Genomic DNA, 16,412 nt, shown 5'->3' with positions numbered 1-16,412 from the left:
GGTATCTACAGATTCGACATAGGTTGGAAGAGAAGATGCGAAGCAAGGTGACTGGCGCCCAGCGCTGGGTCGTGAAGATCGGCAGCGCGCTGCTGACCGCCGATGGCAAGGGCCTCGACCGCGGCGCCATGGCGGTGTGGGTCGAGCAGATGGTGGCCCTGCGCGAAGCAGGCGTGGAACTGGTTCTGGTCTCCTCCGGGGCCGTGGCCGCCGGCATGAGCCAGCTGGGCTGGACCTCGCGACCGAGCGCGATGAACGAGCTGCAGGCCGCCGCCTCGATCGGCCAGATGCGTCTGGTGCAGGCCTGGGAGTCGAGCTTCGGCGAGCACGGCAAGCACACCGCGCAGATCTTGCTGACCCACGACGACCTCTCCGACCGCAAGCGTTACCTCAACGCCCGCAGTACCCTGCGCACCCTGGTCGACCTGGGCGTGGTGCCGGTGATCAACGAGAACGACACCGTGGTTACCGACGAGATCCGCTTCGGCGACAACGACACTTTGGCCGCCCTGGTGGCCAACCTGGTGGAAGCCGACCTGCTGGTGATCCTCACCGACCGCGACGGCATGTTCGACGCCGACCCGCGCAACAACCCCGAAGCCCAGCTGATCTACGAAGCGCGTGCCGACGACCCGTCGCTGGACGCCGTGGCCGGCGGCACCGGCGGCGCCCTGGGCCGCGGCGGCATGCAGACCAAGCTGCGTGCCGCTCGCCTGGCCGCCCGTTCCGGTGCCCATACCATCATCATCGGTGGCCGTATCGAGCGTGTGCTGGATCGCCTGAAGGCCGGCGAGCGCCTGGGCACCCTGCTGTCGCCCGAGCGCGGCATGCTCGCCGCGCGCAAGCAGTGGCTGGCCGGCCACCTGCAGACCCGTGGCACCCTGGTGCTCGACGACGGTGCGGTGAAGGCCCTGCGCGAATCGAACAAGAGCCTGCTGCCGGTGGGCGTGAAGACCGTGCAGGGTAGCTTCCGCCGTGGCGAGATGGTGGTCTGCGTCGGCCCCGACGGCCTGGAAGTGGCCCGTGGCCTGGCCAACTACAGCGCCCTGGAGGCGCAGAAGATCATCGGCCAGTCGTCCGACGCCATCGAGAGCCTGCTGGGCTACAGCGCCGAGCCTGAGCTGGTGCACCGCGACAACCTGGTCCTGGTCTGAGGGAGATCACCGTGCTGAAAAGGATGTTTGCCGTGGCGGCGCTGCTGCTGCCGATGCTGGCCGGGGCCGAGGAAATCGGCCAGGTGTCCACCGTGTTCAAGTTTGTCGGGCCGAACGACCGCATCGTGGTCGAGGCGTTTGACGACCCGAAGGTCGACGGCGTGACCTGCTACCTGTCGCGGGCCAAGACCGGAGGCCTGAAAGGTGGTTTGGGGTTGGCCGAGGACCGTGCCGAGGCGTCGATCGCCTGCCGTCAGGTGGGGCCGATCCACTTCAAGGGTGACTTGAAGGATGGCGAGGAGGTGTTCAAGGAGCGCACCTCGCTGGTGTTCAAGACCATGCAGGTGGTGCGTTTTCTCGACAAGAAGCGCAATACGCTGGTGTACCTGGTGTACAGCGATCGCCTGATCGAAGGCAGCCCGCAGAATGCGGTGACGGCGATTCCGATTGTGCCTTGGGCGCAGCAATAACCCGATAGATAGTGGGGAGGCCTTCGGCCTCCTATCGCGACACAAGGCCGCTCCTACAGGGAAACGCAAATCCCTGTAGGAGCGGCCTTGTGCCGCGAAAGGGCCGCAAAGCGGCCCCAATACACCGAATCAGGCCAGTTCCTCGGCCTCATCCTCGCGCACGATCGCCTTCACTTCGTCGCGACGGCTGATGTACTTCCAGTCCGCCTCGTCGATGTAGATGCCGTTCGGCCCGCTGCCGCCTTCCAGGTCGATCGCCACGCGCGCCGACACCTGCGGCTTCACGCTCGCCAGGATCGGCACGAAGCCCAGCTGCTGGCTGGTCTCCAGCAACGCCGCCTGGTTGCGTTCGTCGATGTCCGCCGCCTCGTCGAGGTAGTACGGCAGGCGAATGCGCCCGGCCAGGTCGCGGTCCATCAGGTGCAGCAACAGGTACATGTTGGTCAGCGCCTTGATGGTCATGGTGGTGCCGTTGGACGCGGCGCCGTCGATGTCGGCGTGGATCACCGGCTGGCTGTTGATCTTGGTGATCTCGAAGGCCAGTTCGAACAGGTCCTTCAGGCCCAGCTGGTTGTGGTTGGCCGCCACCAGCCGCGCCAGATACTCCTTGGCCTCTTCGTTCTTGTGATCCTGTTCGGCGCTTTGCGTCAGGTCGAACACCGACAGCGTTTCGCCTTCCTCGTACTGGCCGGCGCTGTGGATGATCTGGTCGATGTGCCGGAGCGCTTCCTTGTTCGGTGCCAGCACCACGCGGAAGCTCTCCAGGTTGGACACCTGGCGCTTGTTGATCTCGCGGTTGAACAGCGCCAGCTGGTGCTCGAGGCTGTCGTAGTCGCTGCGGATGTTGCGCAGGGTCCGGGCGATGTCGGTGACCGCGGCGCGGCGGGCCTTGGCCAGGGTCAGCGCTTCCTCGGTGCGGTGCGAGTAGGCGTTGATCAACAGCTGCAGGCGGCGCTCCATGTCGTCTTCGCTGTCGAACTTGGCCACGCCCTTGAGGCGTACCTGGGCGTACAGCGCCTCGATCTGGTTGTCCACGCGCTGCAGCGCCTGCCAGCTGTCCTGGTAGTCGTTGAGCAGCGGCAGCAGGTTGTCCATGGAGTCGTCGATCGCCTCCATGAACGGCGTGCCGAACGGCAGGTCGGCCGGCAGCAGCTGGCGACGGCGCAGGGCGTCTTCCAGGGTGCGCTGCTTGGCTTCCAGGTCGGCGATCTGCCGGCCCACTAGCTGCAGCTTGGCCGACAGTTGCTGGACGCGTTCGGTGAAGGCGTCGCTGGAGCGCTTGAGCTCGTCCTGGGCGGCTTCCAGCTGGCCCAACTGCTCCATTTTTTCCGGCTCTTCGGCGGCCAGGGTCTCGGTGCGGCGGAAGTCCTCCAGGGCCTTCTGCGCATCGAGCACCTGCTGGTACAGGGCCTCGGTCTGCGCCTTGCTGGCGGCGCGGTCGAGGGCCACGGCCTGCTGGGTCTTGAGCTGCTTGAGCTCTTTTTCCAGGCGCTCCTTCTGGTCGCGCAGGGCGGCGCGGTCGGCCAGGGCCTGCAGCGCGGGCGGGTCGATGTGCGAGATGTCGATGGACAGGCCCGGCACTTCGAAGCGTTCGCCCTTGAAGCGGTCGAGCACGCCTTCGAGGGTTTTCACCCAGACGTCGCTTTCGTCCAGCTCGATGCCACGGTCGCCCAGCGGCAGGCTGAACAGCGCGCCGTTGAACAGGCGCATCAGGCGGTCGACATCCTGCTGCGAGAACTCCTCGCGCAGGCGGGCGTAGCTGTTGTTGTCGGCGTGGTCGAGCTGCTGCTTGACCGCCTTGACGCGTTTTTCCAGGTCGCGCACGCGCTCGTCGAGGTCCTCGGCGGAGAACTGTCGCGACTGGGCCAGGGCGCCGGCCAGTTCGTCGTGGGCGTCCTTGGCGGCCAGCAGCTGCTGTTCCAGCACCTTGACGTCGCTGACCAGGGCGAAGCGGTGCTTGAGCACCGACAGCTCACCCAGCCAACGCTGGATACCGGTGATCTCGCGCTCCAGGCGCATCAGCTCCTGGGTGCCGCCGCGCTGGTCGTTCTGCAGGCGGTCCTGCTCGCCACGGTAGTGCTCGGACTGGATCACCAGCTCTTCCTTGCGCGCCATGGCGTATTCCTGCCAGGTGCCCAGCAGGTTGTCGAGCAAGGGCGAGATGCGGTGCAGCTTGCCGCGCAGGATGTCGCGCTGGGCCACGCCGCCGGCCAGGGCCTCGACCAGGGGGCCTGCGGCCACCAGGGCGTTGTAGTCGCCCTCCATGCGGCGCACGTCGCGGAAGGCTTCTTCACAGGCGGCGATGTAGTCGACGCTACCGGAGCGCAGGCTGTGCTCGAAGGCGTCGAGGAACAGCTGCTTGAGCTTGGCGGCAGTGATCTCGCGCATGTGCAGCAGGTTGATGAACAGCGCGCGGAAGGTCTTCAGGCTTTGCTCGCTGGTCGAGCGCAGCGGGATCAGGGTCAGGTCCAGCGGCACCGAGGTGTGGCCGCCGACCAGCAACCGGCGCAGTTCGTCCGGCTTGAGCTCGTAGGCTTTCAGACCATGGCGCTCGAGGTTGGTGAACAGCTCCTTCTGGCGCAGGCAGGTGTCGTCTTTCTGGTAGTGGGCCAGGTCCAGTTCGCCCTGGTAGGCGAAGAACTGGTGGCCGAAGCCGCCCCCCGGGCCGCGGCCGACCACGCCGATCACGTGCGGGCCGTGGGGCAGGTTCAGTTCGGTGAGGATGTAGCTGGTGTCGCTGGCGAAGTAGAAGCGGCGCGACTGCTCCAGGCTGTACTTGCCGAAGCTCATGTCGGACATGCGTGCCAGAATCGGGAACTGCAGGGCGTTGATCGACGCCGATTTACCCAGGTTGTTGGCGCCATAGACCGACAGCGGGTGCTCCAGGGGGAACAGGCCGAGGCTGTAGCCGGCGGTGTTGAGCAGTGCGAAGCGGCGGATGCCGTAGCGTTCCTGGCTCATGCGTCAATCTCCTGTTGCTCTTCGCGGATCGCCCGGGCCAGGGCATCCTCTTCGCTTTCCTCGCCATCGAACGGCGTGAGGTCGAGCGGGTCGTCGGTGCGGTTGAGTTCTTCGGGCGTCTCTTCCACCACCAGCACGGGTACCGGCAGCGGCAGGTCGCTATGCAGGGTGGCGGCCAGATCGCGGTCCTGCTGGACCGACAGGCAGACATCGAGGAAGCGGTGCATCGGCGGCATGAAGCGATAGATGCCGCCTTCCTCGAAGGCGAAACCCAGCTGGGTCATGCGGCGCATGATCTTTTCTTCGAGCTCGTCGACGGTCTGCACTTCGGCCTGCAGGAACAGGTCGCGGTACTTGTCCAGCAGCGATGGCAACTCGTCGCGACCGATGCTGCCACCGTCGAGCACGGCCATCGGGTCGCGGCCCTGGTCGGCCAGGTGCTCGACCAGGATGAAGGTGAACAGCGACAGGCGCTGGGCGGTCTTGTTGACCTGCGCGGCGGCCTGCTCGGGGACGAAGTAGTAGAAGCCGCGGGTGTCGCAGACCAGCTCGAAGCCCAGGGCTTTGAACAGGGTGCGGTACTGGTCCTGGAAGTTCGACAGCTGGGCGTACAGCTCAGGATCGCGGCGGCTGATGTGGAAGCCCTTGAACAGCTCGCGGAAGATCGGCGCGAGCTGGGACAGTTCGGAAAGATCAAGATGCATGGACGGGGCTCGCGGTGGATTCGGTCGTGGTCGCCGGCTTGTTGTCGCGGCTGGAGGTCAGGGCGAAGGAGCGCAGGCTGACCAGGTGTTCGCGGGTAAGGTATTGCTGGCGATCCAGGCGCTCGCGGCTGAAGCGCTTTTCACGCGACAGGCGCGAGAACCAGTACAGCAGTTCGTCGGTGGCACCCTCGGGCTCCTGCTCCAGCAGCCAGACCATCAGGTCCGGCAGCGGCAGGGCGTCCTCGCAGCGCTCGAGCATTTCCTTGACCGTGCGCGGGGCGCGGGGCAGCGGGCCCTTTTGCGTCTTGTGCGCCTTGGGGAAGCGCGCAGGCTTGGGCTCGAAGCGGGCCAGGGCATAGACGTAGGCCTCGACCTGGCTGGCGCTGCCGAGGAAGGTGCTCTGCGGCCGGGTGAACAGCGGCATGGCGGCCTGCGGTACGGCGTCGATGCCCTTTTTGCGGATCACCGACAAGGCCAGGGCGGCGCCACGGGTCACGGCATTGTGCCGGCGCGCTTCTTCGCGCAGCGGCAGCAGCAGTTCGCGGGCGTGACGCAGCGTAAGCTGGGCGCTGGTCTGCATTTCGAGGATGCGCGCATGGGTGCGCAGCAGCATGTCGTCGTCGACCAGGTGGCCCAGGCGCGCCTGCTCGCCCAAAAGGCGCAGCAGCACGGTCTCGACCTTGCGCACGCCCTGCTCGAAGGCGCCGTCGGCGTTGACCAGCTGGATCATCGGCTCGACGTACTCGTCCCAGGTCGCCAGTACTTCGGCATAGCGCTGGCGCAGGGGGATCTGCCGGTTGCTGGTCTTGGCTCGCTCGGCCACGGCCACCAGCGCCTGCTCGTCGTTGTCGAGCTTCTTCAGCACATCGCGCACACGCATGTCGAGCAGGCGCAGCTGGCGCGCCAGGTCGTCGCTGTCGCGGTTGTCGAAGGCGTCCTGGATGTGCCCGGCCAGGCGTTCCAGGTGGCGTAGATACGCCTCGATCTCCAGGCACAGGCCCAGCCGGTGTTCGCGGCGCAGGTAGGCGAGGAAGTCGTGGATCTGCGCGTTGAGCTCGAAACGGTTCGGGCTCTTGGCCACCGGGACCAGGATGTCCAGGCGGATCCACACGTCGAGCAGCTGGGTGATGTCCTGCGGGGTGCTTTCCACCTGCTGGCGGGCCAGCTGCTGGCGCAGCTCGACCAGGCTCAGGGTGCCCTGGTCGAAGCGCTCGCACAGCGGCTCGATCAGGGCCCAGTGTTCGGCTAGGGCGCGCAGGACGCGCTTGGGTTCGATCATTGGCGGGTCGACTCGTTGCCAAATAAAAGGGGCGATTGTACTGCATCCGGGGGGGAGGTTTTCACCCCTTGGTCTGTTATGGGGATAACCCTGAGGCACAAGGGGGATTCACCGGCCCATCAGGAGGCGTGGGAGCGGGCTTGCCCCGCGATGGCTGACAATCTGTTGCGGCGCATCCGGGGCAACGGCGTTAGAATGCCCGTCTGATTTCGTCCACCGGATACCCGCGCCTTGCTGATCGAGTCCCGCCGCCGCGCCTACCTGTCCGCCATGCAAGTGGTGCACTGGCTGCCGCGCGCCGAACTGCCGTTCGCCGCCCCGTCGCGGCCGGAGTTGCTGTTGCCGGTGGTGCCGGTCGAGGACGTCGACTTCGAGGTGCGTCCGGCCGCTGCCGCGCCTGCGCCGAGCGCCACCCCGGCAGCCCCTCAGGCGCGTGCCGAGCGGCCGAAGATCGAGATCCCGCGTCCGGGCAGCGCGCCAAAACCTGCCGCCAAGCCGGTCGAGACCGAGCAGGAGGCGCCCGCGCCACGCCCGGCGCCGGTGCCGCCACCACGCTTCGCCCTGCAGTTGCTGCGCGCCGGCAGTTGCCTGCTGCTGGTCGAGCTGGCCACCGGCCAGCCGTTCCAGAGCCGCGACCCGTCGTACCTGCTGCTCAAGGACATGCTGCGCGCCGCCGGCCTGCCGGATGCCCCGCAGATCATCGGCGAGCCGGTGCGCTGGCCGCTGCTGATGCGCGGCAACATGGACCAGGGCCCGGACGCCGCCCGCGACTTCGTCCAGGGGTTCATCGCCGCGCGCCTGGAAGAAGCGCCGTGCACCTGCCTGTGGCTGCTCGGCCTGCCGGCCATCCGTTTCGCCGGCCAGGCCGATGCCGAAGCCTATTACCAAGAACTCGAGGTCGACCTGCTCGGCAACGCCTGGGCCTTGCCCGGCCTTGAACTGTTGATGGACGAGCCGCAACGCAAGGCGGACGTCTGGAAAGCCATGCGCCAGCTGATGGCGCGCTGGAAGAGCGTTGAATGAGTGACTCGATCAGTTTCCGCCCGGCAACCGAGGCGGATCTGGATGCCCTGCTTAAGATCGAATATGCCGCCTTCAGCCACCCCTGGACCCGCGGCATCTTCCAGGATGCGCTGAAATCCTACGAAGTGTGGTTGATGTTCGACGGCCAGCAGCAGGTCGGCCATGGCGTGATCAACGTGATCATCGACGAGGCGCACCTGCTCAACATCACCGTCAAGCCGGAGAACCAGGGCTGCGGGCTGGGCCTGCGCCTGCTCGAACGCCTCATGGCGCGGGCCTATGAGCTCAATGGGCGCGAGTGTTTCCTCGAAGTGCGTGCCAGCAACCAGTCGGCCTATCGCCTGTATGAGCGCTATGGGTTCAACGAGATCGGCCGGCGCCGTGACTACTACCCGCTGGCGGGTGGGCGGGAAGATGCGCTGGTGATGGCCTGTACGTTGCTGGAAGACTGATCGGGGCCTTGGGGGCTTCGCGTTCTGCCAGACGGGTTTGCAAATCCGGCCTCCTCCTTCTAGGATGAACTCCGGCTACGTAGACAGCAGAAAATTTGTCGGCGGTGCTGCACAGGCCCTGGGTAACCTGGGTCATATGAAGGGAATTCGCAGGCGCATGGGTTGTTCCGCTTCAGTGCGGGAGACTTGCCTTCGAGGCCGTCCTTCCTCCGTACTCATGAAATATTCCGAATCTTGGCCTCCGTTGCGTGATACGCCGTGACGGGGGCCAAGTACGTTTTGCCTCCCGCGCTACAGATTCTCACGACAGCCACGGCGTAATAGCTCCCTTTGCCGATCCTGACCTTGCGGCCGGTGTTGAACAGGATGCCTTGTGCGTGCTTGGGTTTGTTCAGGCCGACCTGGCTGTAGGCGCTGTAAGCGTTGACCAGAATCTGCAGTGTCTCCTGCGGCGTGCATCGATCCTTTGTCTCCCTGGCGTGCAAAGGATGAAGGATGGCCTGGAGGTCGATTCGAATGCCCCGGCACTGTGGTACGGGCCAGTTCATTTGCTTGCAGATACGACGAATGCGTTCGAGTTGCTTCGGCGTCAGGAGGTAGCTGAACTCGGCCATCTGTTGCGCATGATGTGGCGACTCGCCTGCCTACTGCAGGGCGATTGCCTGGTGCAGCAATCTGCTGAATGCCTCGGCAAGGCTTTCGTCGCCAAGCTGGGTAGGGTTCTTGCGCATGGCCGACTTCCTGTCGTGTCCAAAAACGAAAAAACCGGCGCGAGGCCGGTTTCTTCACCCTGATAGCCAATGGACCGAGTCATCGTTTCGGGGCTGAGCGGTGGACAGATTATGCCGTGCGCAAAATGCTCATCAAAGCGCTTGATCCGAGTCATTCGTTTCCAAAGGTTTACGCAGATCCCGCAGGCTGCGCGTCGCCGTCCCGGTATTGCACTTGGCCGCCGCCTGCTCCGGGGTCATCTCGCGGATGGTGCGGTAGAACAGCTCGCAGGTCTGCTTCTTCTGGGTTACCTGCCACTTGGTGGTGCAGGCGTCCAAGGTGAGCTTGGCATCGGCCTGCGGGTTGCGCCCCATGCCGGCCTGCCAGCAGGCGGCGGAGAGGTCCTGGCCCATCATCTTCAGGCCTGCGGCGTCGGCCTTGTCCTGGTCGCCGTCGTAGCTTTTTGGATCGGCCGCGTACCAGATCGCGCTCGGGTGGTTGGCGCCGAGCACGGGTACCTTGGCGCCGCCCGGCTCGGGCGTGATGCTGACCAGCCCCAGCACGTTGACCTTCGGCCCGTACTGCTGCTGGATCCAGCTGCGCACCGGTGCGCCGAAGGCGACCATCGGCAGGGCACCCTTGCCGTCATGGGTGAGGGCGACTTCCTTGACCATGCGCACCTGATAGTCGTTGAAGTAGCTGTAGACCCCCTCCAGGTCCTTGCCCGCGCTGGCGGGCGCGGCGATCGGGGCGATGTCGACGATGGTCTGGTAGGCCGGGGTCTGGGTGTCCTCGACACCGTTGAAGGTCAGAAGCGCGGCCCAGCGGTCGGTGGTGTTGGACTTCAGGTAGTCCTGGTAGCGGGTCAACGAGTAGTCCGGCGGGAAGTGCAGCAGCTCGATACTGCGGCGGTTCTCCAAGGCCATTCCCAGGGGCAGGAACAGGTACCAGCTGTAATCCCAGCCGCCTTTCTGGTTGAGGCGGGTGGCGCCCTGGTAGGCCAGCTCGCCGCTGTCGAGCAGCTTGCGCAAGGGTTCGGTATAGCTGGCCGGCACGCCGGTGATGCTGGCATGCAGCTTGTCGTTGTCGCGGTTCACCGTGACCTTGGCGTTGGCGTAGCCATCGCGCTGCACGCTCTGGGTGAGGTAGTGCTCGACGGTCTTCTCGAGGGTCCAGTCGCGGTAGCAGATAACGTTGCAGTTGTTGGGGTAGGCGAACAAGCGGGTGACCCGTTGGGCATCGCCCAGGTCGATCTGCGCGTCGGCCATGGCCAGGCCGCTGAAGGCGAGGGCGGCCAGGCCCGATATAGCAATCTTGTGCATGCTTAACTCCTTGTCAGTGGCCGCCAGGACGGCGGACCGCCCATGGTGGATGAAGAGGTGGGGGAATGAAAAGCGCCAGGATATGGCTATTGGCTAGCGCGCTGATCGGGCTGGGTGCGGTCCAGGCCGATCAGCGCGATGTGTGGATGTTTGCCCAGTGGGCCGGGGATCACGAGAACCGCCGGTTCCGTGAAATGCTGGTAGAGGCCCGGTTGTATGGCGTAGTGCCGATTCATCAGTTGCTGCGCTCGGCCTCGGACTGGCGCCTGTGCCAGGCCTCGCCCTTCGCTGTGCCGCCGGCGAGCCATTGGCCGGCAGTGCGCTCGACGCTGGCCTTGATCCAGACCCTGGGCCAGCAGGGTGTCCTGCGTCAGTTCGAAGTGGTATCGGCCTACCGCGATCCTCGGCTCAATGCCTGTGCCGGCGGTGCGCCGAGCAGCGCGCACATGCGCGCCTTCGCCGTCGATCTGCTGCTACCGCCCTGGGCCGACCCGAACCCGCTGTGCCGCTTCTGGCAGCAGCACGGCCAGGCCTGGAACATGGGGCTTGGCCGTTACCCCTCGGGGCGCATCCATATCGACACGGCCGGCTATCGCACCTGGGGCGGTGACGGCGGGGCCGGTTCGTCGTTCTGCAGCAAGCCCAGGTGAGCCAGGCAGGCCTGGCACTCATTGCTGACCCACTGCGCGAAACGCTGGCGCTTGCTGCCGTCATCCAGTGGTTGCGGGCTGAGCAGGTGGTAGCCGGAGCCATCGCGCAGGAAGCCGAAGGGCGCTTGTAGCTGGCCATTATCCAGTTCGTCGCGGACCATCAGCGCGGAGGCGATGGCCAGCCCCATGCCCGCGCTGGCAGCCTGGATCGACAGGTAGAAGTGTTCGAAGTCGCTGCGTTCCGTTTGCCGAATGCCCTGGCCGCTCAGGCGCAGCCAGGTGGCCCAGGCATCGGGACGGGTGGCGCTGTGCAGCAGGCGCTGGCCCTTGAGGTCTGGCGTTGCGACCGGGCCGATCCACTCATCGCAGATCTTCAGGCTGTGCAGTTGGCGGTCCCAATGAAAGTCATCGCGGCGCAGGGCCAGGTCGATGCCGCCGCGGGCGAAGTCCACCGGACCGCCGGCCGCCACCAGGTGCAGTTGCAGGTCGGGGTGCCGGGCGTGGAAGCGCGGCAGGCGCGGGATCAGCCAGCGCATGGCGATGGTCGGCTCGCAGGACACCACCAGCACGTTGTCGTGGGCTTGCTGGTGCAGGCGCTGCACGGCGCCTTCCAACTGCTCGAAGATCGCCTGGGTGGTGGCGTGCAGGTCGCGCCCGGCGCGGGTGAGGAAGATCGCCCGGTTGCGCCGCTCGAACAGTTCCACGCCGAGGCTTTCCTCGAGCAGGCGCACCTGGCGGCTGACAGCGCCGTGGGTGACGTGCAGGTGCTCGGCGGCGCGCACGAAGCTTTCGCTGCGGGCGGCAATGTCGAAGTAGCGAAAGGCAGTGAGGGGAGGCAGTTTCATGTGCTGGCCTGTTCCGGTGCTATCGCGGGGCAAGCCCGCTCCCACAAGTGCGGCGTGAAGCGCTCGTGGGAGCGGGCTTGCCCCGCGACGGCGCCGGTAGAATTCATGATGATCTGTCAGGAAAACTAGCAGATTAGCCTCACTATAAATCGATTTTTACTCGTTCAAAGCAACAGGATAATCCCATCTTCCGTGAATTTTCATCGAGGATACCTGTTCGTGAACGAACTCATCGCCGTCGCCCTGTTCACCGTCCTGGCCGTCATCAGCCCCGGCGCCGACTTCGCCATGGTCACCCGCAGTAGTTACGCACAGGGCCGCAAGGCCGGCCTCGCCGCGGCGGTTGGCATTGCCCTGGGCGTGCAGGTGCATGTGCTGTACACCGTGTTCGGCATCGCCGTGATCATCAGCCAGAGCCCGGCACTGTTCCTGGCCATGAAGGTGGTGGGGGCGGGCTACCTGGTGTATCTGGGCTACAAGTCGCTGACCAACACCACGCGCATCAGCCTCGACGGCTTGGCGCACAGCGAGGCCAGCGTGGCGAGCGCGTTGCGCACGGGCTTTCTGACCAATGCGTTGAACCCCAAGACCATGCTCTTCGTGGTCAGTGCCTACACCCAGGTGGTGCAGCCCGGCAGCCCGCTGACGCTCGATTTCGCCTATGGCGCATTCATGTCGTTCGCCCACTGGGTGTGGTTCAGCCTGGTGGCGGTGTTTTTCTCCAGCAGCGGGTTGCGCCGGGCGATGATCGAGCGGCAAGTGGTGGTCGATCGGGTCATCGGCGTGGCGTTGATCGGGCTGGGGCTAGCCGTGGTGGTGGCGGGTGTGAAGTAGATTTTTCGCAGGCAAAGAAAAAGGGCTTATCTTTCGATAAGCCCTTTTAAAAGGTGGTGGCTACACAGGGACTTGAACCCCGGACCCCAGCATTATGAATGCTATGCTCTAACCAACTGAGCTATGTAGCCAACTTGGCGCGCATTATTAGCTCGAATCGCGATCCTGTCAACAACGTTTTCAAAAATTTTTTCCAACCTTTCAAAAGCTTAGCCGGAAAGGGCGCCTCAGCGCACGATCAGCCAGTGGCCGAGCAGGTTGTGCAGGCGCAGTTGCTGATCGGTGGCCAGGCGCTCGAGGCTCTGCGCCGGGTGGTCGAGGTCGTAATCACCGCTGACCCGCTGGTAGGCGGCCTGCTCGTTCAGCATCAAGACACGCTGGCCTTGGTAATCGGCCAGGCGTTCCAGCACCTCGCTCAACGGCAGGTTCCTGGCCTTCAACTGGCCGTTGCGCCAGGCATCGGCCAATTTGGCGTCGATCTTCTCGACCGGATTGATGCGGCTTGCGCTGAACGTCACCCGCTCGCCGGCATTGACCAGGCGCTGGTCGCCGCCTTGCAGGACCGCGGCCTTGCCGCCGAACACCACCAGTTCGTCATGGTCGGCATGGCGGGCGATCTGCAGGCGGGTGCCGAACACCTGGATCCGGGTGTCATCGACCTGCACCTCCATGGCCCGGCCATCGAGCATCACCTCCAGGTAGACCTGCCCCTGCACCAGGTGCAGCTGGCGGGTGCGGCCACGCAGGTCGACATTCATCGCGCTGGCGCTGTCCAGGTGCAGGGTCGAGCCATCGGCCAGGCGCACGCTGCGACGCTCGCCGCTGTCGGTGTGCAGTTCGCTGCCCAGGCGCTGCATCACTGGCCAGTAGAGCCAGGACAGTGCGCCCACCAGCATTAGAAACAGTAGTCCCAGGCACAGTCCGGCCCGGCTGCGGCGGACCTTGGTGATGCGTGGTCGCGGGCGCGCGGCCGGAACCTGCAGTTGCTGCCAGTAGGCTTCGAGCTGGGCATAGGCCCTTGCGTTGAGCGGGTCCTGGCACCAGTTGGCGAATGCCTGGCGCAGGGCCTCGTCGCAGCCGGGCTGGCGCAGGCGTGAGAACCAGTCCAGGGCTTCCTGCTCGGGGTCGGGCGTGGGCTGCAAGGCGGGCATGGGGCTCATGGGATTGGTCTGCTCGCAGGGGGAGGGCGGTTTCGCCCCGCATTTACAGGGTAGAGGAGAAAGAATGCTAAATATATTGAGAATTATTTACAAGTACGTGTCAGATGGAAGGCTCGCCGAAATAAAAAGGTAGCTTCGTATCTATTTGTTTCACGATAATCGGATCCCAACCCGCGGACGGACATCCAGCCCATGGCCATCAGCAGTACCACGACTTCCAGCGCCAGCAGCCCGGCAAACCAGGCCTCGCCGCTGGTGATGCGCATCATCGGTTTCTGCGCCCTGGCGCACCTGATCAACGACCTGATCCAGTCGGTACTGCCGGCGATCTACCCGATGCTCAAGGCCAACTACGACCTGAGCTTCGCCCAGATCGGCCTGATCACCCTGACTTTCCAGATCACCGCCTCGCTGCTGCAGCCGTGGGTGGGCTTCATCACCGACAAGCGGCCCACGCCGAACCTGTTGCCGCTGGGCACGCTGTGCACCCTGGCGGGGATAGTGATGCTGGCTTTCGTTGGCAGCTTCCCGATGATCCTGCTGGCCTCGGCGCTGGTGGGCATCGGCTCCTCGACCTTCCACCCCGAGACCTCGCGCATCGCCCGGCTGGCCTCCGGCGGGCGCTTCGGCCTGGCCCAGTCGAGCTTCCAGGTCGGCGGCAACGCCGGCTCCGCCCTCGGGCCACTGCTGGCGGCGGCGATCGTCATTCCCTTCGGCCAGACCCATGTCGCCTGGTTCGGCGTGGCCGGGCTGTTCTTCTTCGCCGTGACCCTGATGCTGCGCCGCTGGTACAAGGAGCACCTCAACCAGGCCAAGGCGCGCAAGGCGGTGCAGGCCACCCACGGCATTTCGCGCCAGCGGGTGATCCTGGCGTTGGTGGTACTGGGCCTGCTGGTGTTTTCCAAGTACTTCTATATGTCCAGCTTCACCAGCTACTTCACCTTCTACCTGATCGAGAAGTTCCAGCTGTCGGTGGCGAGTTCCCAGTTGCACCTGTTCCTGTTCCTCGGCGCGGTGGCGGCGGGCACGTTCTTCGGCGGACCGATCGGTGATCGCATCGGGCGCAAGGCGGTGATCTGGTTCTCGATCCTTGGCGTGGCGCCGTTCACCCTGGCGCTGCCGTATGCCGACCTGTTCTGGACCACCGTGCTCAGCGTGGTGATCGGCTTCGTCCTGGCGTCGGCGTTCTCGGCCATCGTGGTGTATGCCCAGGAGCTGGTGCCGGGCAATGTCGGGATGATCGCCGGGATCTTCTTCGGGCTGATGTTCGGCTTCGGCGGCATCGGCGCGGCGCTGCTGGGGTATGTGGCTGATCTACGTGGGATCGAGTATGTATATGGGGTTTGCTCGTTCCTGCCGTTGTTTGGGTTGCTGGCGGTGTTCTTGCCGTCTACTGGCAAGCGATGACGAGTTATGGCTCAGATAGGCCTCTCTACGGAGAGGCCTATCATTTTTGCTAGTAGGCTGTTCTAGGCGCGATAGTGGATAATAAAAAACCCGCTAGTGATTGAGGGACGTCATGAACAGTCGAAGGAGAGCTAATGTTTTGTTGGCTTCGGATCAACAGCGATCTATTTTTTTTGAAGCCAATGAAGCCAATTCATCGCGAAGCCTTTCCTATTCACCTTACGGCTTCCTTTCCGCACTAGGTAATACTGTCGGATTTAATGGTGGTCGGCTAGAGTTCCCAGTCGGTAACTATTTTTTGGGAAAAGGTTATCGAGTATTTAATCCGTTTTTTATGCGGTTAAGCAGTCCGGACAGCATGAGTCCGTTTGCTGCGGGTGGAGTAAATTCATATGCATATTGCTTAGGCGATCCGGTAAATCGTCGGGACCCTAGCGGGCATGTCCCTGTTTTGAATTCTTTAAGGCAGTCGATTCGGCGCTTTTCCAAAAACTCGCCTAGACAGAGAAATTTGGCTGCCAGTGTAAAAGCCGAAACAGTTGCTACCACTTATACCTATACCAGGACTTACACAACAGATAAATTCCCCATGAATATCGCAGATCAGCCTCGCGGCATACCAGAGGGGTATCAACTCATTGGGTTTCATGGGACAAAGAGTCAGCATGTTGAGTCCCTAGAATCAGGTTTGGATATCGGCTTTTCAAAAGGCGGGCTGGCTGGTCGCGGTTTATATATTACGCAATATGCCGAGTTGGCAAATAATTTTACAGGCTATGATGGCTCTGGCTCTATATTGGGCGTTTACGTCGAGGACTTTTCGCGCTGGGTTGAGGGCAAGCATTTTACCCGTCTTCACAGTCAAGTGATGGTCATTCATGAAAGGGCGTATTATGCGGTTAAAATGTCAAGAGACATAAGATTCCCAATGGTTTTCGACGCTACCTATGCGCAAAACCCATCTGACGAGCCCTATGGTGGGCGAGCGTGGTTTTAGGTTTTTACAGCGATAAAGCAAGACGGAAATAGGCGACGAAGCGGAGTTTCTGCCTGAGAGAGCTTATGAGAGCTTGAATTTTGGGGTTTCTGAAGTTGGTGATAACTGTCAGAAGTATCAGATAGCTGTTACAAGCCTGCGCAATGGTAGGGCTCTAAACTGATCCTTGGTCGCTCGACCATTGGCTTGAGCGCCGCTGTTGTGATTAGCAGATTGACGCTTCAGGGCTCCCTGGCCTAGAGTGCCGCCTCCTCTCCACCTGCGTAGTCGATGCAATGCGCCGTACCCGTAGTCTCCGCTCACACCGCCAGCCTGTCGCCCCGACAGCGCGCAGCGCGTGGCCGAGCGACACGGTGCTCAAGCGTCGGCGCAGCGTGCTGTTCGCCTTCACTTTCTCGCCACACCTTGCCCTGAACTGATCCGCGCCCTTGCGTAGCGCGCCT

General features: G+C 63.8%; 15 protein-coding genes and 1 tRNA gene. 8 read left to right on the top strand and 8 right to left on the bottom strand.

Features of this window, described 5'->3' with window-relative positions:
- The first annotated feature begins 35 nt into the window (after nt 1-35).
- Together proB and DMX06_RS07530 are read left to right on the top strand one after the other, a co-directional pair.
- Nucleotides 36-1,154, top strand: a complete 1,119-nt coding sequence (gene proB / locus DMX06_RS07535; protein ID WP_110735930.1) for a glutamate 5-kinase — start codon at nt 36-38, stop codon at nt 1,152-1,154.
- Between the two features lie 23 nt (nt 1,155-1,177).
- Complete coding sequence (locus DMX06_RS07530; RefSeq protein WP_110735929.1) at nt 1,178-1,624, top strand: CreA family protein; 447 nt, start codon at nt 1,178-1,180, stop codon at nt 1,622-1,624.
- A 129-nt stretch (nt 1,625-1,753) separates the two neighbouring features.
- On the opposite strand, the gene mksF is transcribed toward DMX06_RS07530, so the two are convergent.
- From mksF to mksB, 3 genes are read right to left on the bottom strand one after another with little or no spacing between them, the layout of a single operon-like run.
- Entirely contained in the window at nt 1,754-4,585 is a 2,832-nt protein-coding gene (gene mksF / locus DMX06_RS07520; protein ID WP_110735927.1) for an Mks condensin complex protein MksF, read from the bottom strand.
- Entirely contained in the window at nt 4,582-5,289 is a 708-nt protein-coding gene (gene mksE, locus DMX06_RS07515) for an Mks condensin complex protein MksE (RefSeq protein ID WP_011532174.1), read from the bottom strand. Before mksE ends, mksF begins: the two co-directional genes overlap by 4 nt.
- Complete coding sequence (mksB, locus tag DMX06_RS07510) at nt 5,279-6,568, bottom strand: Mks condensin complex protein MksB (protein WP_110735926.1); 1,290 nt, start codon at nt 6,566-6,568, stop codon at nt 5,279-5,281. The genes mksE and mksB overlap by 11 nt, the downstream gene beginning before the upstream one ends.
- Nucleotides 6,569-6,799: 231 nt before the next feature.
- Between mksB and DMX06_RS07505 the strand changes: the two genes are divergently transcribed.
- Nucleotides 6,800-7,591 carry an energy transducer TonB gene (locus DMX06_RS07505; protein WP_110735925.1) on the top strand — a complete coding sequence of 264 codons (792 nt, stop codon included), beginning with the start codon at nt 6,800-6,802 and terminating at the stop codon, nt 7,589-7,591.
- Nucleotides 7,588-8,043, top strand: coding sequence for a ribosomal protein S18-alanine N-acetyltransferase (gene rimI / locus DMX06_RS07500; protein WP_110735924.1), 456 nt, complete (start codon nt 7,588-7,590; stop codon nt 8,041-8,043). Before DMX06_RS07505 ends, rimI begins: the two co-directional genes overlap by 4 nt.
- 215 nt (nt 8,044-8,258) lie before the next feature.
- On the opposite strand, the gene DMX06_RS07495 is transcribed toward rimI, so the two are convergent.
- Nucleotides 8,259-8,657 (bottom strand): hypothetical protein, encoded by a 399-nt coding sequence (locus DMX06_RS07495; RefSeq protein ID WP_110735923.1) that lies wholly within the window; start codon nt 8,655-8,657, stop codon nt 8,259-8,261.
- 249 nt (nt 8,658-8,906) lie between these two features.
- Entirely contained in the window at nt 8,907-10,076 is a 1,170-nt protein-coding gene (locus DMX06_RS07490) for a hypothetical protein (protein WP_110735922.1), read from the bottom strand.
- Nucleotides 10,077-10,141: 65 nt separating this feature from the next.
- Between DMX06_RS07490 and DMX06_RS07485 the strand changes: the two genes are divergently transcribed.
- Nucleotides 10,142-10,726 (top strand): D-Ala-D-Ala carboxypeptidase family metallohydrolase, encoded by a 585-nt coding sequence (locus DMX06_RS07485; protein ID WP_181427795.1) that lies wholly within the window; start codon nt 10,142-10,144, stop codon nt 10,724-10,726.
- Here DMX06_RS07485 and DMX06_RS07480 read toward each other — a convergent pair.
- The gene (locus tag DMX06_RS07480) at nt 10,666-11,571 is read right to left on the bottom strand and encodes a LysR substrate-binding domain-containing protein (RefSeq protein WP_110735921.1); all 906 of its coding nucleotides are present in this window, start codon (nt 11,569-11,571) and stop codon (nt 10,666-10,668) included. The genes DMX06_RS07485 and DMX06_RS07480 overlap by 61 nt on opposite strands.
- 219 nt (nt 11,572-11,790) lie before the next feature.
- On the opposite strand from DMX06_RS07480, the gene DMX06_RS07475 reads away from it, so the two are divergent.
- On the top strand, nt 11,791-12,405 hold the full coding sequence (locus DMX06_RS07475) for a LysE family translocator (protein ID WP_110735920.1): 615 nt from the start codon (nt 11,791-11,793) through the stop codon (nt 12,403-12,405).
- A 54-nt stretch (nt 12,406-12,459) separates the two neighbouring features.
- Here DMX06_RS07475 and DMX06_RS07470 read toward each other — a convergent pair.
- Together DMX06_RS07470 and DMX06_RS07465 are read right to left on the bottom strand one after the other, a co-directional pair.
- Nucleotides 12,460-12,536 (bottom strand) — tRNA-Met (locus DMX06_RS07470).
- A gap of 96 nt (nt 12,537-12,632) precedes the next feature.
- Nucleotides 12,633-13,565 carry a FecR family protein gene (locus DMX06_RS07465; RefSeq protein WP_258378812.1) on the bottom strand — a complete coding sequence of 311 codons (933 nt, stop codon included), beginning with the start codon at nt 13,563-13,565 and terminating at the stop codon, nt 12,633-12,635.
- 192 nt (nt 13,566-13,757) lie between these two features.
- Here DMX06_RS07465 and DMX06_RS07460 point away from each other — a divergent pair, with 192 nt between their 5' ends.
- Nucleotides 13,758-14,972 (top strand): MFS transporter, encoded by a 1,215-nt coding sequence (locus tag DMX06_RS07460; RefSeq protein WP_110735918.1) that lies wholly within the window; start codon nt 13,758-13,760, stop codon nt 14,970-14,972.
- A 112-nt stretch (nt 14,973-15,084) separates the two neighbouring features.
- Nucleotides 15,085-15,969: an RHS repeat-associated core domain-containing protein gene (locus DMX06_RS07455; RefSeq protein WP_110735917.1), complete on the top strand. Its 885-nt coding sequence runs from the start codon at nt 15,085-15,087 to the stop codon at nt 15,967-15,969.
- Nucleotides 15,970-16,412: the final 443 nt, after the last annotated feature.

The sequence above is a fragment of the Pseudomonas mosselii genome (genome assembly GCF_003205295.1).
In the GTDB taxonomy this organism is placed as follows: Bacteria; Pseudomonadota; Gammaproteobacteria; order Pseudomonadales; family Pseudomonadaceae; genus Aquipseudomonas; species Aquipseudomonas mosselii_B.
The sequence above is the reverse complement of the archived record's forward strand: the minus strand, read 5'-3'. Positions and strand labels throughout refer to the sequence as shown.